Genomic DNA, 26676 nt, shown 5'->3' with positions numbered 1-26676 from the left:
TGGTGGATTTTACGAGCGATGTTTCCGCGAATACGCTTGGTATCCCCTAGGGTCGCCTTGACCTCCGGTGGCTTGCGGCTGCCTCCGACTCCGAGGGCGGCTATCGTTTAATGAATCTCGGCTCTGTCGAAATCCCAGCATTCGTACACTTTCCGACGCGAAATATCCGTTCGATGGGCGTGCATACTCATAAGTCAGGAGTCAGATATTTATCCCCGATTACTCAATCCAGCTCCAATTGCGGCACCACGTGCCACTCCGATTGCGATCCCGATAGCCATTCCTACCCCCATGTTTTTTCCGCTTGATGCTGTCTCTCTTTCCTCACTCATGTGCTATCACTTAACTATAGTAAGCCCACCGAGCAATCTGACACGGTAGTCCTGTTAGTTTCGGAGGGTTTCAACAGAGCCCGTATCTCGTACTTGGCCACGAGAGAGGGTCGCCACGACCCATAAGGTCCGGTCGATAACGGAGATACCTCGGGTGTTCAAGTAACTTGGTCAGTTCGATTCGAGTGTTTCTGCCCACTCGACGAAGTTGGCGAAGACGACCATCACCACGATGAAGAACACGAGGAACACCCCGCCATGGAAGATATTGAATTGCCCCGAGAAGGCCAGCGAGACGAACAGGAACGCAGCTAATGCAGCAATAGCCCCGGCGAGATACATCCGTACTTGAGTCTCCATACTATCGAAACAACTCCTGAGACAATAGTATTGATGGAGACATTTCATCACTTCTCCTCGATACTCGACGCAAGACCTGGAGACGAGCGGCTTTTATTGAAACCCTCAGACGCTTAAAAGTCAGAGGAAGCAACTCGTTAGGAACAGAGAATACATCGACCGGAGAGGCGTAATTCGAAGATCCGGAGGCTGCACGCACCTATTTACGTGCCTTCTGTGATTTTGGATCATGGTACCTTCCGAGAGTGTAGACGACGACCAATTTTTCGGTGGACGAAGAGGCGTCGTAGCACTCACTGTTGCGTACGTCGCAGTTGGACTCGGGTTGTTCTATAGCCTCGCTACGGAGTCGATAGACCTTTTCAGCGGCGTTCTTGCTGCTATCGTCGTTTTAGTTGGGCTATCACTGTATATCCTCTACAAACGGGAGGGGTTGATGACAGCTGAGAACAGACTCATTGGCATCTTCATTCTGATCGCAATGGGACTCCTGTTTGGACTCCTTGAATTCACCGACCTACCGTCAGATGTCGTCTATGTGATAGTATTCGGGGTCGGTGTCGTGGTTCCTGGTTTATTTCTACAGTACACTGACTACGGGAGTGACTGACCACGCCGATTGTTTCACTCGCACGCCCACCTAATAGCTGTTCCACCGGAGATGACATCGAACTAACAAGATACCAACAGAGCCGGACGAGCGATATACCATTCTGTCGGTCGACTCATGCTGGTCTCTTCCTTCGGATGCTCGTTGTGTCTCGCTTGGGCTGTCATTACGAGGGAGTGACTTATTTCGGGCCGGGGGCCGATAGCGCTCCTAACGCCCTCCATGACAGCCATCGAAACCACCGCACTGACCAAACGCTATGGCGAAACGACTGCCGTCGACGAACTCGACCTCACCGTCTCCGACGGCACTGTCTACGGCTTTCTCGGTCCCAACGGTTCTGGAAAGACCACGACGATGCGGATGCTCACCGGCCTGACGACGCCTACCAGCGGCAGCGCGACTGTCGCCGGCGCCTCCGTCACCGACCGCGACGCCCTCCGCCCTCACATCGGCTATCTCCCCGAGGAACCACCACTCTACGAGCAGGCCACGGCGTACGAACAACTTGAGTACGTCGCCGGACTCCGGGACCTCCCCCAGCAGAACACTCAGGACCGCATCGACGAACTCCTCGACCGACTCGGGTTGTCGCAGAAGGACGCCGCCACCCGCATCGCCGACTACTCGAAGGGGATGCGGCAGAAGGTCGCCTACATCCAGGCCATCCTCCACAGCCCCGACATCGCCTTCCTCGACGAACCCACCTCGGGGCTCGATCCCCGCGCGGCTCGGACCATCCGCGAACTCATCCGCGAACTCACTGACGAGGGGATGACGGTCTTCCTCTCGACCCACATCCTCCCTGTGGTCGAGGAAATCGCTGACACGGTCGGTATCCTCTACGAGGGGCAACTCGTTGCCGAGGACACGCCTGACCAGTTGACCCAGCGTGCCGAGACTGGCGAGACACGATCCCTCGAAGACGCATTCCTCGAACTCACGAGCACCGACCCGGCAGCGGAGGCGTCTGTGGAGGCGAGGGATGGCTGAGCGCGGTTGGCTACGACACGCTATCCAGGTCGGCGTTTTCGAGTTCCGGCGCACGGTCCGCGCCCTGTGGCAGGACAAGGCACGGGCGTTCCTGATGGGTGCCGGACTGGTGTTCCCCTCGCTCATGCTTGTCGGCTTCCTCTACCTCTTCTCCGACACCATCAGAGGGATTGGCTCCGTCTCACTGCCCCCGGTCGCCCGCGGGACCGTCGCTATCCTCTGGCTGTTCGGCGTGTTCATCGCCACCCAGCGCGTCGTCTCAGCCCGCCCACGCATCGACGCCGAATCGCTCATACTCACGACCGTCTCCCCCCGGACGGTCGTGGGTGGGCTCCTGGTCGCCGAGACGCTCCGTATACTTGCGTATCTTGGATTGCCGGTGCTGGTCCTCACGAGTGGGGCGGTCTACCTCTTCGCCTCGCCAGTGAGTGCCGTCCTGATTCCGCTCGCAGCGGTGTTCCTGGGTCTCACCGCCGTCCTCGTGGGGATGATGCTAGGATACGCCGTCGCGCTGTTGATCGCCACCTCCCCGTTCGTTGCGCGCCACAAGACCGTCCTCGGGGGTGTCGCCGTGCTCCTCGTCATGGGGGGATACCTCCTGGTGACGCTCCCCCAGTTCGGCGGCGTCGGTCAGGAGGCGCTCGCGGTGCTCCCTGTCGGGTGGTTCGTAGATCTCGCCGTCATCGGGAGTCCCGTCCGTGGATCGGTGACCCGTGCGGGCGTCGTCGTGGGTGGGAGCCTCGTGGTCGTCCTCGTCGGCATTGCCCTCGTCGAGCGGGAGGCGACCCGCCTCTGGTTCACCGACCCCGTCAGCGGTGAAGAGGGAACGACAGCCACCCTCGAGCGGACCGTCCCAGACGCCGACGGGATGCGGACGGCGCTGGCCGACGCCATCGCTCCGATCGGGATTCCACGCAGCGTTCCCCAGCCGGTTCGTCGCGTCGCCCAGTGGAGTGTCCTGCGGACGCGCCGGGACCCGCGACGGCTCAACTTCCTTTTGCTCCCCGTGGTGATGGTCGGGAGCGGACTGTTCAGTTCGAGCGCGCAGTTCGAGTCAATCTGGGTCGTCCTCGCACCCGCCAGTGCTGTCTTGCTTCCCTGGGTGGCCGGCGCCACGTTCGCCATGAATCCGCTCGGCGACGAGGGGCCCGTCCTCTCGACGACGCTCATCGCCATCTCCGGCTCGGCGTACGTCCGTGGGTTGATGCTCCCCGGCCTCCTGATCGGATTCCCATTCGTCCTCCTCGTGACTGCGGGTGCTGCGCTGGCCGGGCCGTTCGCACTCCCGGTCGCCGCGGGCCTCATCGCTGTCAGTGTCCTCGTCACGCTCGTGGCCGTCACCACCGCCCCCGCTGTGGGGATGTGGTTTCCCCGGTTCAGCGCGATCAGCATCGGACAGAGCCGTGACGTGATTCCTCCACGATTGCTGACGACGGCCCTCCACTTTCTCGGGGTGACGGTCCCGGGGGCGCTGCTGGTCGTACTTCTCGTCGACGCCCAACTCGCCCGTGCGCTCGTCGCGGGTGTCCTGGGCTTTCTCCCGGCGGCGCTCCTCACACTTGCTGCCGGGCGTGACGGCGGTATCCTCGCGGACATCGGAGCATGGTTCCAGGGAATCGGGACCGGAGTACAGTCTGTTGGCGTCGAATCGTTCCAGATCGCGGCCAGTGGGCTGCTCATGCTTGGAGCGGTCGTCGTGACAGCCCTCTCGTACCGCCTGGCCGTGCGACGGTTCGACCAATACTCGCCGCCGACTTGATCAAACGCTCGTGGACGGCGACCAGACCGGCGTTCACCATTTCCTCGACCAGTCGGGCTGGACGACGTTCTACCTCGAACGACCGAGCGGTTACGATCACGCTCGGTGGCTCGTTCGGCTCTCGTATCTCTACCACGTTAACGTCCACAAGAAGACGCCCGCCGGGTCTGAGGAGTACGCCGCCGTCGACATCGAAAGCGAACTCGACGCGCTCGCCCCGAGCGACGCCGTCCGGACCGCCTTCGAGCGACGACGTCCCGGGATGGCCGGCGCTCCGGATGAATAGCTCTCCAAGGGGCATTCACCGGCTCGGGTCGTCCACGGGGTTCGGTCACGTCGTCTCCGAAAGCCGGTTCGTTCTCTTTCGCTGTCGGAGCCGCCTCTACGGAGCCGGTCGCAGTCGATCACGGACGCCTCAGTCACAGTCGCCGGACACCGACGAAGTACGCCGCGTTGCTGCTCCACCGCCGTTCGAAGGTCGTCGAATAGGCGAAGACCATTTCGCACCCGTCCGCCACTCGGAATCGGTCGCGGATCTCCGCGGGCGTGATTCCGTAGATATCGTCTTCCGCGTGACGAGCCAGAAACAGCGACAGCTCCCCGGTTCCGCACCCGATGTCTAGGACGGGACTTCGAACGAGCCCGGCGTCGAGGAGCTGGACGAACGCCCGCTGTGGGCGGCCGATGTCCCAGTTCGGAACTCCCGCGTACGCCGCGTCGTAAACGTGCGTTATCGGACGTTTCGCGATCGAAGTCGGAACACTCATCCGTTCCTCCCACCCGATGACCGGCGCATGACAACTCGTTCGCGGACCAGTGACCTATTTTTGTCCACCGAACGCCCTGACTGACTCGCGTAACGAGCGGGGTGCGTCCCACCTCTCCGTTCCCCAGACGTTTTGCTAGCAGCGTGCGATGAGAGCGTATGACGGACCGGTTCTCGATGACGACCGTCGACGGGGATCCAGTAGCTCAGGAGTACACCGAATTCGTCGAGCGGAAGGGTATCGGGCATCCGGACTCATTGTGCGATGGTGTTGCCGAGGCGGTCTCTCTCCGACTCTCTCGATTCTACCGCGACGAATTTGGGAGAGTCCTCCACCACAACACCGACAAGATTCACCTCGGCGCCGGCCGGGCCGATCCCGCGTTCGGCGGCGGACGCGTCGTCGAACCGATCTACGTTCTCGTCGGCGGCCGGGCAACGACTCGGGTCGACGGGGAAGAATTGCCGATCGATGAGCTCGCGCGGGACGCCGCTCGCGCCTACCTCCTCGACACCGTCCCCGAACTCGCGCCCGATCACGTCGTCGTGGAGACGCGCATCGGTCGGACGTCGAGCGACCTCGCCTCGCTGTTCGGTCGCGGCGACGAACCGCTTGCGAACGACACGAGCTTCGGTGTCGGCCACGCGCCCGGAACGGCGGCCGAACGGGTCGTCAGGACGCTCGAGCCGCGGATTCACGGCGAACTCGACGCCGTGGGAAAGGACGTGAAGATCATGGCACTGCGTCGCGGATCGCACCTCTACTTGACCGTTGCGGCGGCCGTGATCGACCGGTACGTGGCGGACCTGGCCGAGTACCGGACCGTACTCGGTCGCGTCGAGGCGCTCGCCGAACGGCACGCCGCCGAGTCGATCGATCTCTCGGTCTCCGTCGAGGTGAACGCGGCCGACGATTTCGACTCGGCGTCGGTGTACCTCACGACCACGGGGCTCTCGGCGGAGGCGGGCGACGACGGCGCAGTCGGCCGGGGAAACCGAGCGAACGGGCTCATCACGCCGCACCGACCGATGAGTCTCGAGGCGACCGCCGGGAAGAACCCGGTCACGCACGTCGGGAAGCTGTACAACCTCCTCTCGCTCCGGATCGCCCGCCGACTCGAGGCCGATCTGAACGTCGACTACGGAAGCGTCCAGATCCTCTCTCGGATCGGCGATCCCGTCAGCGATCCGCTGGCTGTCGACGTCACTACCACGAGCGGGGACGAGACCGCCGTGCGGGCGGTTGTCGACGACCTGCTCGCGTCCGTTGACGACTTGACCGATGACATTCTCACGGGCGAGGTGGACGTATTCTGAGAAGCACGGGTCGGCCGCTCCCCCAGCAACCCGTCACGCGCGACGGGTCGCTGCGAACGGTGCCTCGCTACCTGATGACACTCGTTTTTATGCACATCGAGTGGACGAGCCCGGAACTCTCGACGGAGACGCTCTACGTCGCGGTCGGCCACGCCGTCATCTGGGAGGAGGACGCGACCCATCATGTCGACGATATCACCGTCGAGATTGAGTCCCGATGACGACGAGTTCACGACAGTCGCCTACGACGTCCGGGGGCACGGTCGAGCGGTGGGTCTGACGTGCCGACCTACACGATCGACCTCTACGTTGAGGATCCGGACGCACTGCTCACTGCTCTCGACCTCGGCCACCCCGTGCTGTGCGGGCTCTCGCTGGGTTGGTGCATCGCTCAGGGGCACGCGGCGACGTATCCGGAGAAGATTGCGGGCCTCGCCTTGGCCGACACGTTCACCCAAGCGCCGCTCGGCATCTCCGGGCGACTCTTCCTTGCCAACCTCCGGGTCTTCGCCGCCCTCGACCGCGTCATCCGGTACAAGTCGCTCAATCGTGTCCAGATACGCGCCGGCAACGTCATCAAGCCCGGGGTCGCGGGCGAAGGAGGGATCGTTCAGGAACTCATCGACACGACCCCGACGATCCCCCACGAGGAGTTCGTCAAGATCGTCGACGCGCTCGTTGCCTTTCCTCGTGGTGGCAACATCAAACTCTCGCAGATCGGCGTCCGACGTTCGTCCTCTACGGCGAAAACGCTCCGTCGCTTATGCGTGATCACGCGACACTGAATGGGGGGGGAACCGGTCCCGAACAGGGTACGGTAACCGAGATTCCCGATGCCGGGTATGCCTCGAACATCGTCAATCCGGCGTTCTTCACGGAAGCGTTACGGGAGTTACTTGACGGGCCGGGGTTATAGTAACCAGTCCGGATAACCGGTCCCGTTGAAATCCGATTTCCGGTATCGGTTCTGCCGAAATAACGGGTAACTGAAAGGTGGGTTGGTCACCGAGGGTTCTGTCAGTCCAAAGAGACACATTCACTCTAAGGCGATGAAAACTGCCCCCTTCATCCCGAGTGATTCGTGCGGTTCGCAGATGTATCGGTGAAGTCCAGGAGATTCGAACCGATACTCGAATTCGGTACCCTCGTCTACAACCGCCCCTCCGCTGTCTAGCACTCCAGTTTGGGAAACCACGTTGTGTGGGCCGCCACGCCCAGTCCAATTCCATCGAACGGTCGTTCCCGTAGTGATTGCGATTGCGGCCGGGTTGAACGCCCAGAAGGCATCGTTCCCCTTTGCACCGACTTCGATCTCGACGCTGTCCGAATCCCGTAAATCGCAGGTGGCTTCGTAGTTGCTCACATTGTCGAACCAGTCGCCGTAGTTCGGTTCCTGCGGTAGTTCCGAACAGTCGGTGTTTGGTTCCTCTCCCCCGTTACACCCGGCCAACCCGGCGAGCCCGCCAGCCGCCATCGCCCCGAGCACCTTTCGTCGGTTGAATTCTGATACCGGCACAAAGCGCTTCTCTCCTGTCTGATCTTTAGTTTTTACATACTTACTCAGGATGTGTGTCTGTTATTTGAATTCTACTAATATGCTAGGAGACTGCCAATTGGAGCCATGGCATCGAAACAAGCCGGCAGTACGGTCGGTTTCAACGTTAAGGCGCTTCACGGATCACACTGGACGGCCATCGCTTTGGCCGCAATCACCGGGTCCATCCACATCTACCTATATTTTCAACAGGGATGGCTGATGTTCCTTCTCGCCGGTTTGGGATTCTTCGGAGCGATCGGCCTGATCCTCGTCCTCCCCGACTACCGGAAGTGGCTGTACGCTGCCGGTATTCCGTACACGCTCGCCCAGATTGTCGGTTGGTACATGGTGGAGCAACCTGGGTCGTTCGGCGATATCAGTGATCTCGCCCTCTTCGACAAACTTGTCCAGATTACCCTTATCCTCCTTCTCACACAGCTTTTCAGAACCGCTGAATAATGAACAATTCCGTGGAGAGCCCATCTACAGATATTCTACTGTTCTCCGGACATTTCAGGGATACTCAGGTACTGTGAGAAATCGGTTCCTTCACAGTTAAAGCATTCCTCGGGGCCTACGGTTGATGAGGTCGCCACGACGTTCCCGCAGTGTCTACAAACGTGAAGATGGTTTCTGTCTCCCATATTAGCACGGTCAATGTCATTAGTTCACGAGATTATCAATATACGCACCCTACCAGTCGACCATTCTAATTGTAGTATACTAACATAAGTAATAGCAGTCTATTGACTCTGCTCTCTGTATCTCGTATGAGGTATCCATAAAGAGTTTCTAGCCGAGAGTCTCGTCTGTCCGCTGTGCTCGCTGCCCCGCGAGTGCGCCACCGATAGCACCGCCGACTGCCCCCACGAATACGAGCAATACAGCGCTCGCGGCGATGATCATATAAATACTATTCAACATCCCGAGCCCGAATCCACGCGCCCATGGACCGAGGACGACTGCCGCGGGGAACGCCGGGAGGACGGGACCCAATATCTGGAGCACCACTCCGAGCAGAGCGAGAAAGACGCCCATAAGTGCGCCTGCACCCGCTCCGTCTCGGAGGCCAGCGTGGTAGACATATCCCGCAACGATGCCGCCAAGCAACGGTGCGAGGAAGGACACGTAGGGGAGAAAGCCACTGACAATCGAAACGATCGCACCGAGAATTGCGCTGCTGGCTGCTCGTTGGAATTGCATATTATTAGAATTGAGGATCACATCAAATAAAGGAAGTTGTGAGTTAACACGTTATACTGCCCGCCGCATCACGAGATATCGAGCTCGATGCCGCCCGCTAGCCCCGCTGCAGCATTATAAATGACCGCCGTGATTGCTCCGCTGATTACACGGTAAAGAGCACCACCGAGAATCGCGAGAAGGAGTTCCGGTAGTTCGGGCCGACCTCCCACGGGTCCGCCGAAGGCTATCCAACTGATCGCGAGTATTATCCCCAGAGTAATCCGATGAGGCCGAGAATCTTTGCCAACGACACGACTCCGATAGAATCCACTGTGTACTCGGTCATCTGCCTCTGTCTGAGGAATCGCGCGTATATGAGGTTGAGGTGGCGCTCTTTCTGATCAAGATCGATTCGGATTACAACTGGTGACGTGTCATTGAAATCTGCCCATCGGTAAGGAAAGCGGCCGATACAGAGCGCAAATACGGTCGAAATCCGTTCTTCTGTTCTGAACCCCGCATCTGTCTTATGACAGTAGAGGTCTGTGACGATCCAAGGAACAAACATCCGAGGAGAGACGGCTTCGGAGTCAGGCCCAGTCCTCGTTCAACGTTTTGTACGCGTCCGCGGCTCGCACCTCCTCTACGCGAGCCATCTCACTGACCTCACCTCGGAACTGCGAGAGCCGGTTCCGGCAGGCCCCGTACACGCTGGCCGCGGCGAGCGAGCAGCCACGACGCAGGTCTTCGTTCTGGACGCTGTGGAAGAGTGACACGCCTGATCGCAAACCGAGTCAGAGAGTTCGAAGGCGCTATCGAACCGTCGGAGCTCGCCTAACCCTGATGTCTGAGAACGCTGCACGACAGTCTCTGCAACGCTTCCGAGTCGGTACCTCGAAGCGCCAGACATTCTTACACCCGGAAGCGATCGCTGCTAATTCGGTGATTTTCCCGGTGGTGACGTCGAGAGTGAGTTCGGTATTCGGGATCACCTTCGGTATCGCCCGTCTAACTTCTTGGGTAGGTTCGCTTACTTGGTCTACCGATAGCAAATGGGTCAATTTTTGTAACAGGTTCAATACATATCGACACATGTCTGGGGTCAACTCGCGGAGCCGTTTTCGTCGGCGATTCCGCGCACTTCCGGCACTGTTGGCGACTCCCCTGGCTGTGTTACTGGCTGCAGCTTTCGTATTCGGAACGACGACGGTGACGAATCAGTCACCTATCGATCCACTCGTCCCGTTCGCGTTGCTGGTCTTCGTGATTGCCGTTCCGTTGCTCGCAGGTCTCGCGTCGGTTGGTGCCTGGCGAAACAACCGTCGCTTGCAGTGGGGCGCAACTGGTGGACTCTTGGTGTTAGGAATCGTCCCATACGGAATCGCAGTCGAAGTGATTATGGTTGGGATTCTCGTCCTTCTGGGCCTGTTGAACACTGTTACCGACCGACGGTGGTACGATTGGTGGCTCGCTCTCGCGTTGCTTGTTCCGTTGTGGACGGTTGGCTCACTCATGGTTATGTACACCCCCAGTCACAGCGGCGTCATGGTCGCAGTCGGGGGCGCGATCATTTTCGGGGCGACGCTGTCGGTCCTTGCCGCGAGCACCGGAATTCTCAGTGAACCATCTGAAACGGTTGCAACCCGAACCCAAGAACCCGACAACGAGTCACCGCTTACATGGGTACTCTCCGGGATCGCGCATGGGCCTGAGTGGCGACTCACGTGGATCGCAATCGCGATGCTGTCGATCGCTGTCACGGTATTTCACTTTCTCGGCCTCGCGTGGCAGATCTATACGCGCTACTGGTTTTGGGACGTGATGACTCATACCTTGTCCGGATTCGGTGTCGCCGGCATCATCTATCTCCTACGACCTGCAGCGTTTGGAAACACGAGGCGGCTGTTCCTCTTCCTTCCGGCGCTCGTGTTTACCATCGGAGCGGTGTTTGAGGTATACGAATACCTCTTCCGCGAGTTCTACATCCACTGGAGTTTCGAGCGATACCTCAGTGATACACTTGAAGATCTCGCTTATGACACGCTCGGCGCGGTGTTGTTTGCGTGCTTCCCGCATTCGCATCTGGTCGGAACGAGTGATTGACGCTGATTCTGTTGAAATGCGAGAGATGCGAGGCCTGCTATGCCAGCCACTTTCATCAAGTCGCGCCGATTGAGATTGGGTGGATTCATGCCCCTACTCTATAGAGGGGCTGAAATATATACGCTAGGTCGGCACCACGAGTTTCGCGAATCGTCTACACGATATAGTCTTGATAACCCAATGTCCGCTACCGACCCCGTTGGACCGACCAAGAAATATACACTGCATAGAAGCGAAAACTTCACAGGAGTACCTAACAGCGGTATTGAGAGATATGACCGCGTGATGTGTGTTATGTATTTAGCAAGACTGTTGAAACCTATCACCGCTTGAGGGTTTCAACAAGGCTGAATCAGTAAATACCAGAGACGTAGTATGTGTAGTATGGGATATACCCTGAACAAGCGGGTCGAGAAGGACTTCACTGGAGTTGTCGAGTCGACGATTAGTGCGCTCGAGGACGAGGGGTTCGGCGTTCTCTGTGACATCGACGTCCAAGCAACGTTGCGGGAGAAACTCGACGAGGAGTTCCGACCGCACCCTCGGCGCGTGCAATCCGAAGTAAGCCCACCAAGGGCTCACGGAGGAACTCGAACTCGGCGCGCTGCTACCGTGCAACGTCGTCGTATACGAGGCAGATAATGGCGATATCGTCGTCAGTGCCGTTGATCCGGGGCAACTAGTCGGTGTAGCGAATAATCCCGCTCTGCATTCGATTGCCCAAGAAGTTGAGGAACGTTTCAAGCGGGTTCTGGATTCTCAGTAGCTCACTGAGGGGGTCACGAACTCGTCTCAAATGGGATAGCACTACGATGAGTGCTCTGGCCTGGCATATGTTTACCACCCAGCCTTCGTATATCTAGATCATGTCCACAGCACGCACAAGTGGTGGATTGCTTCGTGTCGGCGTCATCGTGCTTGGCGTACTCCTGCTGTTCCCCATCCTGATGATGGTATTCGCTATGCTCATGATGGGAATGATGGGGTGGTGGGACGGCGGGATGATGAACGGCTTCTCGCCACTATGGGGAGTCGGGATGCTCCTCGCCTGGCTCGTCGTTCTGCTCGCCATCGGTTACGCCATCTATCGTGTCCTCGACGGGCAGGTAGCACCGGAGTCGGGAGCTGATCCTGCACTCGAGGAACTCCGTCTGGCCTACGCCCGAGGTGACCTGACGGACGAGGAGTTCGAAGAGCGCCGCCAAGACCTTCAGCAAGACGAATAGCTATCTCGACGATGTGATCAAGCGGTTCGCTTTACGACTAGCAACGGAACGTCAATACTCCGAAGAACGGTTGAAGCGACACTACCGAGAAGTTGGAGCTTGAGATTCGACCGACCATGTGACCCCATTACGACGAGATCGATTTCGGTTTTCCCAACATAGTCCCGGACACCGGCAGCGGCACCCTCAAACGATGTCGGCCGCTCAACGGCAGTTTGTACTTCTACGTCCGGATCAATAAGCGTGGTACCGCCGGGCCGCAGTTGCCACGCAGCGTACAGCGTGTATATGAACGCAAGCGCGCCAGCTGTGTTGCAGATATTCGGATAGCTGAGGCCGATCGTTCGATTTCCCTCCTCTCGAACCCACCACCGCTCGGAAAGGACTGCGCGAGTCATCCACGTGTCTTCGCTCTCGGGAGGGGAGAACAGGAATAGATTGAGTACGGCCCAGGCGAGCCCAGTGAGGAGCAGCCGCCAGTTGCGGCGATAGACCGCGTAGAAGAGGAGGGGACCCGTAGAAATCCGCGACCAGCCGCTTCGTGGATGCGAATGACGACGCCAGAATATTGCCTCTACGCGGTCAGACAGCGACTCAGTCATAATTAGTGGATGCCCCAGAGAAAGTATAATCCGGGCCGTTGAATCTCTATGCACTGACTCGTCGTGAATGATATGAAATGATCGATATAGTGGTAGAAATGTTAGGATTTCGAATTGCAGAATTTTGTTCCCGGTTATGCCAGATTTTTACTCGTGTTCGCTACGGTCAAACAGGACGCTCGGAATCGCTTCAAGCAGGTCTGATGCGGTGAACCCACGTCCAAACTGTTCAGCGAGTTTATCACCGGCAGCTCCTTTCACGTAAGCAGCAGCACAGGCGGCATCAAATGGTGAAGCGACGCCAAAGAAGGCCGCTACCACTCCTGAAAGAACATCTCCTGTTCCTCCAGTAGTCATCCCAGGTGGTCCTTCCCGGACGATCTGCGTTCGGTCTCCATCCGTGATGACTGTTTCTTCTCCTTTCACCAGGAGAGTGTGGTCTAACTCGGCTGCGAGCGCCTCAAGTTCTTCCACTTGGTCACGAAGGTTCCGGACGACTGGCCCTCCTAGCTCGTGCACTTCCTGTTGATTCGGAGTCAGAATGAGTGAGGCGTCCGTTCGACTGTCTGGAACAATTGATAGGGCATCCGCATCAACAACAACCTTTCCATCGAACTTCGTCAAGAAAGTTCGAACAGCAGCTTGGGTCTCATCTGCCTCACCGAGCCCTGGACCCACCACGACGATATCGTTGTACTTTGTGGCCGTCTCTACAAGTGAATCAACCGGGTCCAGTGTTAGTTTCGTACCGGAGAATGGTTGTATGATCAAATTCTCTGAATATCCACGAATTGTGTCAGCAATAGCGTCTGGCACAGCAACAAAGACCAGATCGGCACCAGCCCGGAGGGCAGCCTGTGCGCTCAGTGCGGGAGCACCAGTATATGGACCTCCGCCAATAACGAAGACTCGTCCAGAATCACCCTCCTGTTTGTTCCCCCGAAGGCGAGTGCGGATCGGAGTGAGATCACCAGGCCCCACAATCGATTCTGCTGCTTGAGGAATGCCAATTTCTGCGACTGTGACTTCGGAAAGTGTCTCAAGTCCTGGTTTCAGATCGTGGAATGTAATGGTCCGGTCTGCAGAGACGGCTGTATCGGCTACCTCACCCGAATTTGCATTCATTCCAGACGGGATTTCAACTGAGATCGTGGTTGCAGCGGTTGCATTAATTTTCTCGATAGCAGTTCGTTCTGGTTCCGTCGGTTTCCCAGTAAACTCGATTCCAAATATTCCGTCAACGATAATATCAGGATTATCGACATCTAGTTCGGTCGAATCATTCACGGCATGGATGTCTTCTTCGGCCATCGAAAGTGCCTCCCAGTTTTCTCGGGTTGTTGAGGTGGTGATCGTCTCTGGTCGGCCAAGGAGAAGTACTCGGACATCGTGCGTTCGGAGAAACCGAGCCGCGACAAGTGCGGGGCCTCCGTTGTCCCCTCTCCCCGCAACGATAGTTACCTTTGACCCCGTATCTGAGATATCCCGGACGTCTTGGGCGACGGCATTACCACCTGACTCCACAAACTGTTTTTTTGATATGCCGAGTGCTAGCGCGTTCATCTCAACAACTGCCATACGTTCTCGTGATAGCATGGCACTATTTCGAAGTCTACTCTGATGACTTCTAGGGGATGGACTCCCGCCTCAGTGTGGGCGGGGTTACTGTCAATGTCCGAACTAGAAAAATATAACCGTACTGAGTGTACTCCGATCAGGAGAGACATGAATCCTGTTGTTTCTCGGCTGGTCGTTTCCTATGACTCAGTCTCGATATCAAGCTATTTTTTAAAGTAGATTGATAAATGATTACAAGCCTGAAGAATGCTTTTCTTGGACTGGTTGTCACTATATTTAATATATTTACGTTACATATACATCCGGTCTTCGGGATATTCTCGGGTCCCGAGCGGTTGTTCCGCTTCATTCATCGTTTTAATCCGTTCCGCGAGTTCAGTGTAATATTGTTTTAGCTCCTCCGAGCGTTGTTTCAATTCCTCTTCGTCAACTGTAAAGCCGTAAATATCTTGGATTGCATCCAAGAGCAGGATAGCAGCGTCAATGTCGGGACCAGGTGGATGCGTTGGAGTAACATATACCCCCGCGGGCGGTGCACCGTCGTCCAGACTTCGGGACACGATCTCCCCAACGACGCCGTCAAGCAGACCCCCTCCTAACGGCTGTACTTCGGTTTTACTGAGCCGACGCGTTTGATAGGCCGGTGTCGAGACATGGAATACGCTGTGCTCTTCTGGTCCGTGGGGATACGGTACCCCGTGGAGGACAGCGATTTCTCCAATCGCTTTAGGTTCGATCCAGTCCATTATCGCGTCGGTGAACGAGTGAGCTGCCCCCACGGGAACGAACAATTCGCCAACTAATACCGTAACATTCGCCTCCGGTAAATGATAGAGCCGTGTGTGGTGTCGGGGTTCGCCATCCTCAAAGGGTGTTATTGCAGGGAAATCGTCGGGTGAGATATATCCGATTTGTTCTGAATCAACCTGTCTGACGAGATAATCCGCGGCTGTAAGTCCTGCCATGCCAAAATGAGATAGCCCAACGATAAGTGATTCACTGGATTGTCTATCTGACGATTCTTTCACTTCGAAGGTAGGGTCTGAACCCATACAGTAACTACGTAGCCGGTATCGATAATACCCGATGTCGAAATGGTCAAATTCATTCACGGGGATAGAGTGGGTCCCGACCCCAGAAACAGCTACAATCACAACGAGACGTTGACTCCCGGCATTATCGAGATTCGGGGAACATCTCAAAATTACACTCTGAGGGGTTTTATTCCGATTCAATGCGTGCGGAGACTGCGCAAGCTGTAAGAACCGATTCGGTTTCTGCAAAGCGTGTTGTAGAAACAGGAAGCCAGTCCTCAGCGAGTCGTAAGGCCGAGCAGGGCGGAGTAGTTCACTCTGTGTCTTCTCCGCGATGAGTTCCCGGTAGCTGTGCAATCCCGGTGCTGATTTCGATCGTTTGGAGTTCGGTCGTAGGGGCCGTCGTTCGAGATGGTTCCTCAAGCGTCGTCGAAACGAGGGCGGCCGCTGCGAAGGCGAATACGCTGGAGATCGCGAAGGCAAGTTTGAACCCGAGGAGGGTTGCAGTGACTCCGACGAAGGTAGGACCCAGAACCCCTCCGATACCAGCAGCGGTTGAGCGGAGACCGACGAAGGCAGATTCGCGTGAGCTGGGAACGGAATCACCGATAACGGAGATCGCCCCGACATCCATCGCCGAGAAGCCGGCTGCGATCACAATGAACCCGATGCCGACAATCGCGATCCGAATTAAAGGCCGAGCTAGAACTCCGGCTCCGGCAAGAATAAGCGTATAAGTGCCGCTCAGGAGGATTCCACCGACGATGAGACGTTTTCGTTCGCCCCGATCGGCGAGTCGACCGAAGAGAGGCATGAATCCGATTTGTGCAGCTGGTCCTATCGCGAGAATTCCTCCCATGAACGGTGTTGGAATACCGAGTTGTCCGACAAGATAAATGGGTACGAGACTCCCGACGCCCTGGATTGCGATATGTCGGAGGGCGATTCCGGCGTACAACCAGGTGAGGCCAGTGCGTCGAAGGCGCGCCCGTTCGGATCGATCGGGAACCAATCTAGTGCGAACATTCCTCAGTAGGTCGTGAAACGTAGGTTGTGATTCGGCCGGTTCCACGGGGTCTTCGAGGAAGACGAGGAGAGCAGTCGTGAGTACGCTCAACAGGCCAATGAGGAAGTAGATTGCTGTCGGAGCGAGGATTCCCAGAAGCACACCAATTGTGAGTTGTGCCCCAACGTCACCCGCCGCAGATGTGCTGCTTACAAACCCAACTGAACGCCCACGACGCGCCTGTCCAACCAGTGCTCTCACGATCGAGAGCACGAGTGGACCATACCCAACTGCGAAGACAGCTCTGAGGCCGCGAAGCCCGACCAACCCCCAGATACCGTCGATCACGAGAAAGCCAAATGTTACGAATGTGGTGAGGAGACTGAGTCCGAGCAAAAGTTCTCGCCGCCGACCAAGCAGGTCACCGATTCCTCCCCATAACGGTGAGAATACCATCGAACTAACGAAGAACACCGTCGCCAGCATACTCACGGCAAACGGCGAGCCGTCACGTCCGACGTACACTACCAGTGCCGTTCCGAGCATTCCGCCACTGGCTGCCTGTGTCGCACTTGTCAGTCCGATCAAGGCTTTTCGCCGCCCGACGAGACCGCTTGAGGTCACTCAGGATGTTGTTTCATAGGGTAGGATGAAAAGCATGTTCTTGATGTCTGTCCTTGGATGTACTCGGATATTCCTGCCACCATGTACCACCGACAACAAGCGTTCTGCTGTCTATTGGTGTCACCTCGATACTACAGAATGACTTCCTGTCTTGTTGGATATCAAGACTCGCTGGATTTCCATTTCCCGGAGAGACTGTACTTCTAACCGTAATCCATCGATTTCGATTGTATCCCCTATCCTAATTGGTCCATCCAACCGGGCCGAGAGAAAATCTCCGAGCCGTTGGTCACCAGCTATATTCGGGAAATCGACGCCGAACTTATCGGTGACATCGCGTATCGTCTGGTCCGCTCGGATACTGAGCGTGTCTCGGTCAATAACGATTATCGAGGGTCCGCTCCCATCAGTGAACACGCTGCCAACAATCTCTTCAACGAGGTTTTCGACCGTTACTATCCCTTGGGTGGCGCCAGTTTCATCGACGACAATCGCCATCGAAACGTGCTCTTCGAGAAAATCAGCGAGAAGTTCGTCGGTTTCGTATGACTCTGGCACATGGATGACTGGATAGCTCAGATCGCTTGCGACGGTTGCACTCTCACGCTTTGCGAGGAGGTCGTTAATATCGACGTACCCCGTGATGGTGTCTATTGATCCGTTACACACGGGAAGTCGTCTGAGATGGTGCTCAGAGCAGAGGGCGATTGCATTGTCAACTCGTCCCGTCGTGGGAATACAGTGCAACTCGTCGTGGGGAACCATTACTTCGTGGACTGGGGTGGTACTGAACCGGAAGATCCGTTGAATCATCGCTTGTTCGTCTTCTTGAATGACTCCGAGCTGTTCTGCTGTCCGGACGAGTGCCTCAATTTCTTCACGGGTCACGTACGACCGTTTAATGTCGCTACTCCCTCCGATCACACCATTCAGTACCCTTGTGATTTTGTCAAAAAAGAGAACGACCGGATAGAGTACCCACTGGACGTACAGGATCGGACGTGCGACGGTGAGGGCCCATGATTCGGCGTTTGCGACCCCGTAAGACTTCGGGGTGATATCACCAAACACGAGCACAACAAAGCTTGCGGTGACGGTCGCAAGCACGATCGCAAATCCCGAGGAGAAGAACTCGACCAGTAACGCTGTCATGATGCTTCCGATAGCAATATTAACAAAATTGTTGGCAACGAGAATCGTAACCAGTAGACGGTGGGGATCCGATCGCAAACGTTCGAGTGCAATTTGTCCCTCGTCCGCGGTATCGGTGTCTGTTAATTGCTTCCCAACTGGTAGTCTGTGGTCCTTGAGTGAAAAGACCGCAATCTCGCTACTTGAAAAGAACGCACTGGCAATGACGGAGACGATTATCCCGAGTAATCCAACCACCACCACCGTTCCAGAGAGTGCCATCTTACTGTGGATACACTCGGTAGATTAAATAAAACACACAGTCCCGATGTACTGGACTTCGGGCTCGGTGTTAAAGCTGGAAAATAATGTGTCGACTACCCCTCTGATGTAGTCCATTTTGCCAGTATTGAATATTCATCTACTGGTCGGGGAAGAGCAGGGGCCGCACGGCAATGAATACGAAGTACCGGTCCTTCCCAACTGACGTAATCAGCTGAATTGAATCGCCGAGTTGACCACGAGAAAGTGTCTGAGTCTGGATGTGTTCAGTATCCCCGACCCAGACGGGTACCTTTCGGCCTCGACGTGAAAGACGTAGCGGAAGAAGTCATTGCTCCACTCCCCTTGCCGGGGGTCGAGGGAAGCCCCCTCGACCCCCGGCAACATATGGCTCGTTGTCATCTTGGCCTGCGTCAACCAGAACTCGATCTGGGACACCTGCAACGATACCAACGAGACACCGTGCGATGATACCGTTCTGACGTGGCTGCATGCGCTCGATCGAGACTGGCTAGAGTTCGTTGCGAACCTCCTGCTTGGACGCCTCGCCATGACGATTCTCGACAGGTCAGGGTCGAGAATCGCCTCCATCGACGTCGTCGATAACCCCTCTCATGGCGAGCAATACGCCGACGAAGGGGAACTCTGCTTGCTGGCCCCCAAAGACGGGACGACTACCTGCCACCGCTACTGTACGGCGTACGTCGTCTCGAACGGCAAGCCGGTGACACTGGCGATGACCTACGTCCGCAACGACGAAGACGAGGCCGACGCGGTCGATTGCGTGCTCGCTCGCGTCGAGAACTATCCCCTCGAAATCGACCTTCTGCTTGCTGACAGCGGCTTCTACAACGAGCGCGTCAACCGCCGTGCTCGTGATATCGCCGCAACGGTTGTTCACGTGCCCAAGAAAGGCGAGCGGATGAAGGAGAAACTCGACACTCACGAGTCATACATGACGGCCTACCGCATGTACAAGGACAGCGAGCGGGAACTGCGCTTCCCGCTCGCGGTCGCTGTCTTTACCAGAATGGAGATCGGGGCAAGCACGGCGAAGTTGTTCGTGGCTACGTCGCGTGCGGCGTTGCTGATCGCTCGGCGAAGCAGGTCGAACGGCTCTACAGGAAGCGGTCAGGCATCGAAACGACCTATCGCTAGCCGCGGCAAGCACGCGGGATCACGCGTCGTCGTGATCCCGTCGTGCTATTTGCAAGCATGTTGGTCGCAGCACTGTTGGAGAACCTGTGGCTCGTACTGAGATGGGCGGTCGTCGCCCGCCCGCGACGCGGCGGGCGCGACCTGCCCGAGGAGTTCACGTTCAAGACGTTCTGTGACTGGATTCGCCACGAACTGGAAGAGGAGTTACGCCGGCGGTGGAAGATTAAAGGAACGGGGTTGACGTGCTGGCGTCACAGGCAACGGCCGCGGGCTGACTAGGTTCAGCCCACAGCCTACCCACTGGGCGGTGAGTGACAACTGTCGGCAGAGACCGTCGAAGTCCGGGTGATATCGTCTGTCCGGAGCGGTGACTTGGACTTGTCTCGATCTACGCCGCGGCAGCAGCCGAGACTGACCGCCAAATCATATAGAAAGTGATTATTTCGTGGCGTTCAGGCAGCACTCTCTCGACTCGTTCGGGAAGTAAGATGGCGCGTTCGATGGCGATACGGGCACCCCTAACGAGGACGACGAACGCGACCGTGCCACCGAGAAGAAAGCTAATCAGCTGAAGAACAGTTTCCATGCGTACGGAACTCGGAGTACAATCAGACTATTCCTGTCCAAGTCCTGTTTCTTCCCACGGCACTCGTACTCCTCGCCAAGTGACTCTGCTGTCCATGCTGGACAATATTCACACCCCAGATTTGGCTGACAGTTTCCTCCAGGACGGTCACGCCGACAGACGACCACGTGTGATCTTCGCACAATTCGGACGAAGGGCTATTGACACTCATAATGGAACCCTCTTTTCGAACCACTCTCTTGATTGGCTTAATCCTTCAAGATGAGTTCACACACCCCACACGATTGGCAACCAGACGTACGTCATCACGGTCAGAAACAGGATGCCCAAGAGATTTAACCAGAAGCCGACGCGGGCCATTTGTGGAATGGAAAGATAGCCGCTTCCGAACACGATGGCGTTGGGTGGCGTCGCAACGGGAAGCATGAATGCGAACGAGGCGGCAACCGACACGGTTACCATGAGAATAAGCGGTGACACAGCCAACGACGCACCGAGGCTGCCCATCACCGGGATGAACAGCGACGCGGTCGCACTATTCGACGTGACTTCCGTCAGGAACACGATGAGCGTCGCGACCACAAGCAGAATCCAGAGGAACTCGATACCTTGTAAACTGGTCAGGTTGCCCGCGATCCATTGATCTAATCCACTAACTTGGAACGCCTTGGCCAGCGAAAACCCGGCACCGAACAGGAGTAACACTCCCCACGGAACACGCGTCGTGTATTCCCAGTTGAGGAGGAACTCGCCCTGCTTCAGATTGACTGGAATCAAGAAGACCAGCACACCGCCAACGAGCGCAATAACCGTGTCAGTAATGCCCGGCGCAATCGGTTCGATGACGAATGGCCGGAGAAGCCAGCCGAGGACGACGATTGCAAAGACGACAACGACTCGCCGTTCTCCCGTATTCATCGAGCCGAGATTCGCGAGCTGCTCGCGGATGATCGACTGACTGTCTGGAAGTGTCCGTATTTCGGGGCTGAGGAGCGTAATAAGGACGAGCCACGTCACAGCGAGAAAGACGACAGCGATCGGGAGGCCGAACAACATCCACTGGACAAATCCGATCCGGACGCCGAGCGACGACTGTGCGATACCGACGAGGATCGCGTTCGGTGGTGTCCCGATAATCGTCGCGATCCCCCCGATCGAGGCCGCATAAGCGATACCAAGCATCAGTGCCGCCCCGAAGTTCGATGGTGGAGTGGCACCGACGTCGAGAGATTCCAGTTCTGGGCTGGAGTAGGAGGGAGTTACATCCTCCTGTGTTTGAAGCGCTTGGACCTGGGCAACGATCGCCATCCCGATCGGGACCATCATCATGGCTGTCGCCGTATTCGAGACCCACATCGACAGGAACGCTGTTACGACCATGAACCCCAATATCAGATAGCGAGCGTCGTCACCTACCCGGAGTAAAACGTTGAGCGCGATCCGGCGATGGAGATTCCAGCGTTCGATTGCAAGCGCAATCAGGAATCCGCCGAGAAAGAGGAACACGACAGGATCGGCGTACGGCGCTGCTGCTTCACTGACGCTCGTGACGCCGAGGGTCGGGAAGAGGAGAATCGGGAGCAAGCTCGTCGCCGGTATCGGGATTGCTTCGGCCATCCACCATACAGCGATCCAGAGCGTACTCGCCAGCACTGCGTTAGCCTGTGGCGAGAGTTCGGCCGGAGTGACGAATAATCTGGTACCCACGAACAAGAGCGGTCCGAGGATCAGCCCAATCTGTTGTAATCGCGTGTACCGGCCCTCGTTCTCGCTCATCAGTTATCGTACTGGTTTGACCGCCGAGGACGTATAAGTATCCAATTTGTTTCATTTCGACACTTCGGTCGGTCGCCCCTGTCCTGATGAGAGAATTGCGTTGTTCACGTTGCAGAGGTGATCCCAGATCAACCGCTTTCAGGATGTCTGTCGGGGCCTTCAGGTGGTCCACAGTACCAGATTAGCGAGATCGACGGCGGCGCTGCCTACGAACCGGGGCTTCACGACGAGACGACAGAGGCGTACTTTCGGCCTTAGCCACCTCTGAGATGGAGGCGAGTGCGTTCAACTACGACCGCATTCCTAGTGAGGCGGCTCTGTTGAACCCCTCAGAGAGTTACAAGTTGTCCCGGGAGTCTAACCAGATGGAAGCCCTTCCGAAGTCTCGGTTACTCCGGTTTGTTGAGCGGGCGTATCACTTGGCTCAGCGAGCTGTTGCTCGCTACTCTTCGAAATTCTCGAAACGGCGGTACACACTCCATCAACACATCGTCTTGTTCTGCCTCAAGATGCGGAAGAATACGACGTACCGGACTCTTCTCGACGAACTTATCGAGATGCCTCGGATTCGCAACACTCTCGCTCTTGAGGAACTCCCGTCTCCTTCGACGTTGTGTAAGGCGTTCAACCGGCTCGAAATGGCTGTTTGGCGGGTTCTTCTCAACCTCTCAATCACGCTTCTTCCGACCAACAGTGTCGTCGGGATTGACGCCTCTGGGTTCGACCGGAGTCACGCCTCAAAGCACTACACGAAGCGATCGAAGTTGACGATTCAGCAGTTGAAAGTCACGCTCCTGGTGGACACAAGATCAAACGCGATTCTCGACGTACACGTAACGACGACAGGAAAACACGACTCGAAGATCGCGCCGTCGCTCATCAAGCGGAATACCGGGGAAGTAGCGGTTCTCCTCGGCGATAAGGGATACGATGACCAGAAGATGCGCGCATTAGTCCGTGAAACTGGTGTTCGTCCGCTGATCAAGCACCGCGAGTTCTCGTCTCTTCACAAAGCGTGGAATGCTCTGTTGGATGCCGATCTCTACGGTCAGCGCAGTCAGAACGAGACGGTGAACTCTCGCCTCAAACGGAAATACGGCGCATTCGTCCGCTCACGTCACTGGTGGAAGCAGTTCCGGGAACTCGTTGTCGTCTGTCTCACTCACAATATCGACAAGGCACTCTGAACGTTAGATATAGAGGAGATAGCTATCGATGAGGGGTCACTCGATAGTGACGTTCTCTTGGTTATCGATACCGATACTAACCGTGTCATCGTCGGGGGCGAACGTATGCGTCAGGACAGTCGTTTTTCCATCGACAGTCACAGCCACCTCGTACTCACCCGTGCCTTCGAATGGTTCTAACTCCACATCAGACTCCCCATCGAGGGTTCGACCTGCGGTGTAGTCCGGATTCGGGTCGTCTGTGAGGGTTCCAATCTCAACGACTACTGCATGATCTACGTCGTCTTGGTTGACGACGGTCAGGGTCGTGGAGGACGATTCGGTTCCTTGAATCCCGCTACAGCCCGCTGTCAGTACGATGAGACAGACGAACAGGCTCAGCGAGATTTTTCGAGTGGAGGGCCGCACACGAACCCATTTTCTGCCGATCTAATATTATTTTGGATTCCCGGCTAATAGTATCCACCTTTCTATATATTAAAAAGCGAGACTCTGTTGAAATACTCAACAGTTGATTCGCAGTTCTAATCAACGGCTGTTTCAGCGGGAAAGATGTCGAGCCAATAGAATTTCAACAGAGCCTCCCTATCAGTTACTGTCCCTTTATCCGTGACGATGGTGTGCGGATAATAGATCTTGAATTGACCCCCTTGGCGAGGTCTGGAAATTCGATATCGTCTTGCGTGCTTATTCTCCTTGCGAGTAAATCATCTCGCGCAGGTCATCACTGATGTCGAGAGTGGCTAATTCGTTTGGCACATCTATGTCCGCGAGTTCGGATCGCCCAGCGGGTGATCGCTTGAGCGTCTGAATCTGAATCAGGTACGACAATCGAAGCAATTGCAGTGCAGTGTCAACATCGTCTTTCGATTCGAGATAGAACGTGGTCCATCCAGATTGCGGATAGGGATAGTGCGAATCCGTTCTACCGACCTCGATCAGGTGATTTCGAACGTCCACGGGAAAGGCGATATCGACGATGCCCCAACGATGAACATGTCCAATCGAACGGGGCCCGAGTCTGAATTCAGTACTGCCGGAACGACGTTCGTCAGTGTGGACGTGAGACCACAACGAGAGCTCGTCGATAATCTCTTGAACGCACTCGGCCATCTCGGCGTGATTCGAATTAGAAAGGGGAACTACGTTGAATTCGGCGGAAAGCTCTTAGTATTGCCTTCCTCTGGACGTTCGGAGAGACGCCAGAGTAATGGGATTGGCCAATGCAACCGAGTGAATTACCCGTTTGGTGGTGGTAATCAACGCTGTACCTCCGCGTACACTCACCCAATATGGCCACGTTCATACACCTCATCGCGGACTACGGACCGTCGGATCCCGCGTTTTCAGAGGTCGTTCATCGGCTGACGTATGAAGACCCCACGATCAATGTGCAAACGACTGAAGTTCCACCGTTTTCGACGATCGCAACGGGATTTTGGATCGAACAACTCGGGCTCCACAATCCTGCCTTCGATGGTCTCATGATATATTCGAACACAGCTCCGAGAACTGAAGATGCCGCACCGGGCCGGGCTGACGAAGGGGGCCGACCCTGTTATCTCGAATTGGAGAACGGAATTCCGGTCGTCGCAGTTGATGCAGGATACAACCTTTCGTTCGTCAGAGACGCTATCCGAGAATTCCGGGAGATAGATACGCCCGTGAGTCGATCCCAGTTTCGATCCCGAGACTACTTCCCGAAGCGGGTTGCCGAACTCGCTGACGGGGATATGGGTTCGCTCGGGCCTGAACGAACCGTTCAAGACATTCCGCCAAAACCAGAATCGGTCGTCTGTCATGTCGATGGATACGGCAACATCAAAACCTCGATCGAGGCATCCGAATTCGACCCGGATGGGGATACCGTACAGATAACTATCAACTCCGAAACCATGAATATCGTCGTCAGGGACGCAGTTTCCACGGTCGAGCAAGGCACGGTAGCACTGATTCCCGGATCAGCCGGCGGAAATGATCCATACATGGAGGTCTTCATGCGAGGAGGATCGGCGGCGACAGCCTTCGACCACCCTGATCCCGGTGACGAAATCACGATACACTGAGGGGATCGCCGGCATTGTTGAAGGAATACCGAGTGATACGGCGAAGCAATCAGCCCACTGGCGCAATATTCCAGGACCCTACCTGCAAGTCGATGGTGGTGTACACCCCAGATGGGATGCGAACCCATGTTTGAAGGGTTACCGAGGCCGGCTCGCTGGGGGGCTAGGCCTGGAATACGTTTCAAGGTTAACCACCACCCCACCAGGATACTAGGCTAGTGACCAAGGAGAGATACTACAAATCTTGTTGTCTCTGGACCGATCATCTATACGTACGGATGCCAAAACAAGTGTACGCTGTCGAGAAGAATGAAAACGGTACGTGGACAGTAGTTGGTAGTCGAGTATTTGCGACAGAGGGGGATGCTGAGTACTTTCTCGAAGACTACGTCGAAACCGACATGAGTGGACGAGCAACCGGTGTCGACTTCCGAGTGAACAAATATAGACTGATTGAATGACGGACCCTATCAGAGATTACCAGCCTTCTGGATAGGACACATTGGTCGTGGATACATAGCGGCCGTCACTCGGCTTGTGTGGGCTGAAATACGCTTTTCCCTTCCAGAAGAGTATCAACAGGCTCTGAAGTCGCGACCCGGAGACAGTCAATTCTTCGATACAATTATTTCCAATCCGATCGTCTCGACGAATTCGATCGCCCGAAGCGCCCGCCCAATAAAATGAGGCATCCAATCCAAGCACCAAGCTGAACGACGAAGAGAACTGGAATGAGGAGGACAATATCTATTCGCCGCTTTCGAAAGAATACTCGTTTGTTCCTGTAGAGTACGATATCAATACCGAACTTGACCGCGAAGCACCCGAGAATGGCCTTGTTGAAATCCTCAGTGGGTGATAGGTTTCAGCAGCCCTGCTAAAAACGTGCATATGCAGCACCCCGACTCCTTCCGAGGTTCGGAAGGAACCCGTCTGACCCCGCCCGGGCAGCGCGATTACCTTCGATGATTGTCCCGGTCGAGATGTATTCGTCGACGAGCAGCGGTCCGACGAGGATGACGACAAGGACCAGCACCCAGAGCCGGCCCGCCGGCAGGTTGTAATCGACGAGCAGCCACGACCACGGATGGCCGACGACGTGGTGACCGAAGCCAAATTAAATATGATTGTCAACAACAGACAGAACACGCCGCGCGCCGCCAGTTCACGCTTCGTGTGGTCGATCGGCCCAAGTCGCTAGTACAGATACATTACTCGGAGAAACGCGTGAATCCCAGCACCAGGGTGGCAACGACATGAGCCGAATATGCGCCAACGACTGGTTTGACGATAACCGCCCAAACGATTCCGTTGACGACCCCCAACCACGGCAAGAAGTAGCTACCCGCCGAGTCCGTAGAGAAATACCTCATGTCGAATGCTTCCCGACTTCTCTACGCCCATCGTTAACGCCTTCCACCCCTTAATCTGGTTCGTTGGAGTGATTCGTTTGCCCGG

General features: G+C 56.3%; 24 protein-coding genes and 4 pseudogenes. 14 read left to right on the top strand and 14 right to left on the bottom strand.

The window, feature by feature from the left end:
* Positions 1-503: 503 nt before the first annotated feature.
* On the bottom strand, positions 504-692 hold the full coding sequence (locus ACNS84_RS05085) for a hypothetical protein (RefSeq protein WP_276302731.1): 189 nt from the start codon (positions 690-692) through the stop codon (positions 504-506).
* Positions 693-921: 229 nt separating this feature from the next.
* Here ACNS84_RS05085 and ACNS84_RS05080 point away from each other — a divergent pair, with 229 nt between their 5' ends.
* The 4 genes from ACNS84_RS05080 to ACNS84_RS05065 all read left to right on the top strand — a co-directional run bounded on the left by ACNS84_RS05080 (position 922) and on the right by ACNS84_RS05065 (position 4340).
* A complete protein-coding gene (locus ACNS84_RS05080) occupies positions 922-1302 on the top strand; it encodes a DUF7987 family protein (protein ID WP_435073746.1) in 381 nt (126 codons plus the stop codon).
* Positions 1303-1524: 222 nt separating this feature from the next.
* Positions 1525-2295, top strand: a complete 771-nt coding sequence (locus ACNS84_RS05075) for an ABC transporter ATP-binding protein (protein ID WP_435073745.1) — start codon at positions 1525-1527, stop codon at positions 2293-2295.
* Complete coding sequence (locus ACNS84_RS05070; RefSeq protein ID WP_435073744.1) at positions 2288-4054, top strand: hypothetical protein; 1767 nt, start codon at positions 2288-2290, stop codon at positions 4052-4054. Before ACNS84_RS05075 ends, ACNS84_RS05070 begins: the two co-directional genes overlap by 8 nt.
* 10 nt (positions 4055-4064) lie before the next feature.
* The gene (locus ACNS84_RS05065) at positions 4065-4340 is read left to right on the top strand and encodes a luciferase family protein (protein WP_435073743.1); all 276 of its coding nucleotides are present in this window, start codon (positions 4065-4067) and stop codon (positions 4338-4340) included.
* Between the two features lie 133 nt (positions 4341-4473).
* On the opposite strand, the gene ACNS84_RS05060 is transcribed toward ACNS84_RS05065, so the two are convergent.
* The gene (locus ACNS84_RS05060) at positions 4474-4821 is read right to left on the bottom strand and encodes an SAM-dependent methyltransferase (protein WP_435073742.1); all 348 of its coding nucleotides are present in this window, start codon (positions 4819-4821) and stop codon (positions 4474-4476) included.
* Between the two features lie 158 nt (positions 4822-4979).
* Here ACNS84_RS05060 and ACNS84_RS05055 point away from each other — a divergent pair, with 158 nt between their 5' ends.
* The 3 genes from ACNS84_RS05055 (at position 4980) to ACNS84_RS05045 (ending at position 6922) form a co-directional block, all read left to right on the top strand.
* A complete protein-coding gene (locus tag ACNS84_RS05055; protein WP_435073741.1) occupies positions 4980-6137 on the top strand; it encodes a methionine adenosyltransferase in 1158 nt (385 codons plus the stop codon).
* A gap of 74 nt (positions 6138-6211) precedes the next feature.
* Complete coding sequence (locus tag ACNS84_RS05050; RefSeq protein ID WP_435073740.1) at positions 6212-6358, top strand: hypothetical protein; 147 nt, start codon at positions 6212-6214, stop codon at positions 6356-6358.
* A gap of 60 nt (positions 6359-6418) precedes the next feature.
* The gene (locus ACNS84_RS05045; protein ID WP_435073739.1) at positions 6419-6922 is read left to right on the top strand and encodes an alpha/beta fold hydrolase; all 504 of its coding nucleotides are present in this window, start codon (positions 6419-6421) and stop codon (positions 6920-6922) included.
* Between the two features lie 251 nt (positions 6923-7173).
* On the opposite strand, the gene ACNS84_RS05040 is transcribed toward ACNS84_RS05045, so the two are convergent.
* The gene (locus tag ACNS84_RS05040; RefSeq protein ID WP_435073738.1) at positions 7174-7653 is read right to left on the bottom strand and encodes a halocyanin domain-containing protein; all 480 of its coding nucleotides are present in this window, start codon (positions 7651-7653) and stop codon (positions 7174-7176) included.
* A gap of 105 nt (positions 7654-7758) precedes the next feature.
* On the opposite strand from ACNS84_RS05040, the gene ACNS84_RS05035 reads away from it, so the two are divergent.
* Positions 7759-8133, top strand: a complete 375-nt coding sequence (locus ACNS84_RS05035; protein WP_435073737.1) for a DUF7475 family protein — start codon at positions 7759-7761, stop codon at positions 8131-8133.
* A 333-nt stretch (positions 8134-8466) separates the two neighbouring features.
* Here the strand turns inward: ACNS84_RS05035 and ACNS84_RS05030 are convergent, their stop codons facing one another.
* The gene (locus tag ACNS84_RS05030; RefSeq protein WP_435073736.1) at positions 8467-8877 is read right to left on the bottom strand and encodes a DUF5518 domain-containing protein; all 411 of its coding nucleotides are present in this window, start codon (positions 8875-8877) and stop codon (positions 8467-8469) included.
* A gap of 572 nt (positions 8878-9449) precedes the next feature.
* Entirely contained in the window at positions 9450-9635 is a 186-nt protein-coding gene (locus tag ACNS84_RS05025) for a hypothetical protein (RefSeq protein ID WP_435073735.1), read from the bottom strand.
* Between the two features lie 316 nt (positions 9636-9951).
* Between ACNS84_RS05025 and ACNS84_RS05020 the strand changes: the two genes are divergently transcribed.
* The 3 genes and pseudogenes from ACNS84_RS05020 to ACNS84_RS05010 all read left to right on the top strand — a co-directional run bounded on the left by ACNS84_RS05020 (position 9952) and on the right by ACNS84_RS05010 (position 12188).
* Positions 9952-10962: a DUF2238 domain-containing protein gene (locus ACNS84_RS05020; protein WP_435073734.1), complete on the top strand. Its 1011-nt coding sequence runs from the start codon at positions 9952-9954 to the stop codon at positions 10960-10962.
* 384 nt (positions 10963-11346) lie between these two features.
* Positions 11347-11728 (top strand): annotated as a pseudogene (locus tag ACNS84_RS05015) (DUF302 domain-containing protein).
* 100 nt (positions 11729-11828) lie between these two features.
* A complete protein-coding gene (locus tag ACNS84_RS05010; protein ID WP_435073733.1) occupies positions 11829-12188 on the top strand; it encodes an SHOCT domain-containing protein in 360 nt (119 codons plus the stop codon).
* 17 nt (positions 12189-12205) lie between these two features.
* Here the strand turns inward: ACNS84_RS05010 and ACNS84_RS05005 are convergent.
* The 6 genes and pseudogenes from ACNS84_RS05005 to ACNS84_RS04980 all read right to left on the bottom strand — a co-directional run.
* A pseudogene (locus tag ACNS84_RS05005) lies at positions 12206-12421 on the bottom strand (universal stress protein); the annotation flags it as partial.
* Positions 12422-12553: 132 nt separating this feature from the next.
* Positions 12554-12790 (bottom strand): annotated as a pseudogene (locus ACNS84_RS05000) (DUF6653 family protein); the annotation flags it as partial.
* 147 nt (positions 12791-12937) lie between these two features.
* The gene (locus ACNS84_RS04995; protein ID WP_435073732.1) at positions 12938-14386 is read right to left on the bottom strand and encodes an NAD(P)H-hydrate dehydratase; all 1449 of its coding nucleotides are present in this window, start codon (positions 14384-14386) and stop codon (positions 12938-12940) included.
* 272 nt (positions 14387-14658) lie between these two features.
* Positions 14659-15420 carry a proteasome assembly chaperone family protein gene (locus tag ACNS84_RS04990; protein ID WP_435073731.1) on the bottom strand — a complete coding sequence of 254 codons (762 nt, stop codon included), beginning with the start codon at positions 15418-15420 and terminating at the stop codon, positions 14659-14661.
* A gap of 295 nt (positions 15421-15715) precedes the next feature.
* Positions 15716-17032, bottom strand: a complete 1317-nt coding sequence (locus ACNS84_RS04985) for an MFS transporter (RefSeq protein ID WP_435073730.1) — start codon at positions 17030-17032, stop codon at positions 15716-15718.
* A gap of 120 nt (positions 17033-17152) precedes the next feature.
* Positions 17153-18445 carry a hemolysin family protein gene (locus ACNS84_RS04980; RefSeq protein ID WP_435073729.1) on the bottom strand — a complete coding sequence of 431 codons (1293 nt, stop codon included), beginning with the start codon at positions 18443-18445 and terminating at the stop codon, positions 17153-17155.
* Between the two features lie 262 nt (positions 18446-18707).
* On the opposite strand from ACNS84_RS04980, the pseudogene ACNS84_RS04975 reads away from it, so the two are divergent.
* Positions 18708-19878: pseudogene (locus ACNS84_RS04975) on the top strand (ISH3 family transposase).
* Between the two features lie 578 nt (positions 19879-20456).
* On the opposite strand, the gene ACNS84_RS04970 reads toward ACNS84_RS04975, so the two are convergent.
* Positions 20457-21965: an SLC13 family permease gene (locus tag ACNS84_RS04970; protein ID WP_435073728.1), complete on the bottom strand. Its 1509-nt coding sequence runs from the start codon at positions 21963-21965 to the stop codon at positions 20457-20459.
* A gap of 365 nt (positions 21966-22330) precedes the next feature.
* Here ACNS84_RS04970 and ACNS84_RS04965 point away from each other — a divergent pair, with 365 nt between their 5' ends.
* Positions 22331-23152 (top strand): IS5 family transposase, encoded by an 822-nt coding sequence (locus tag ACNS84_RS04965; protein WP_435073727.1) that lies wholly within the window; start codon positions 22331-22333, stop codon positions 23150-23152.
* Positions 23153-23188: 36 nt separating this feature from the next.
* Here ACNS84_RS04965 and ACNS84_RS04960 read toward each other — a convergent pair whose 3' ends face one another.
* Both ACNS84_RS04960 and ACNS84_RS04955 read right to left on the bottom strand, forming a co-directional pair.
* Entirely contained in the window at positions 23189-23560 is a 372-nt protein-coding gene (locus ACNS84_RS04960) for an Ig-like domain-containing protein (protein ID WP_435073726.1), read from the bottom strand.
* Between the two features lie 279 nt (positions 23561-23839).
* Entirely contained in the window at positions 23840-24265 is a 426-nt protein-coding gene (locus ACNS84_RS04955) for a luciferase domain-containing protein (protein WP_435073725.1), read from the bottom strand.
* 179 nt (positions 24266-24444) lie between these two features.
* Here ACNS84_RS04955 and ACNS84_RS04950 point away from each other — a divergent pair, with 179 nt between their 5' ends.
* Positions 24445-25218 carry an SAM hydrolase/SAM-dependent halogenase family protein gene (locus ACNS84_RS04950; protein WP_435073724.1) on the top strand — a complete coding sequence of 258 codons (774 nt, stop codon included), beginning with the start codon at positions 24445-24447 and terminating at the stop codon, positions 25216-25218.
* Positions 25219-26676 lie beyond the last annotated feature (1458 nt).

It is taken from the genome of Halorubrum wangae (assembly GCF_051194135.1).
Taxonomy (GTDB): domain Archaea; phylum Halobacteriota; class Halobacteria; order Halobacteriales; family Haloferacaceae; genus Halorubrum.
This window is presented reverse-complemented; position numbering and strand designations above follow the sequence as displayed.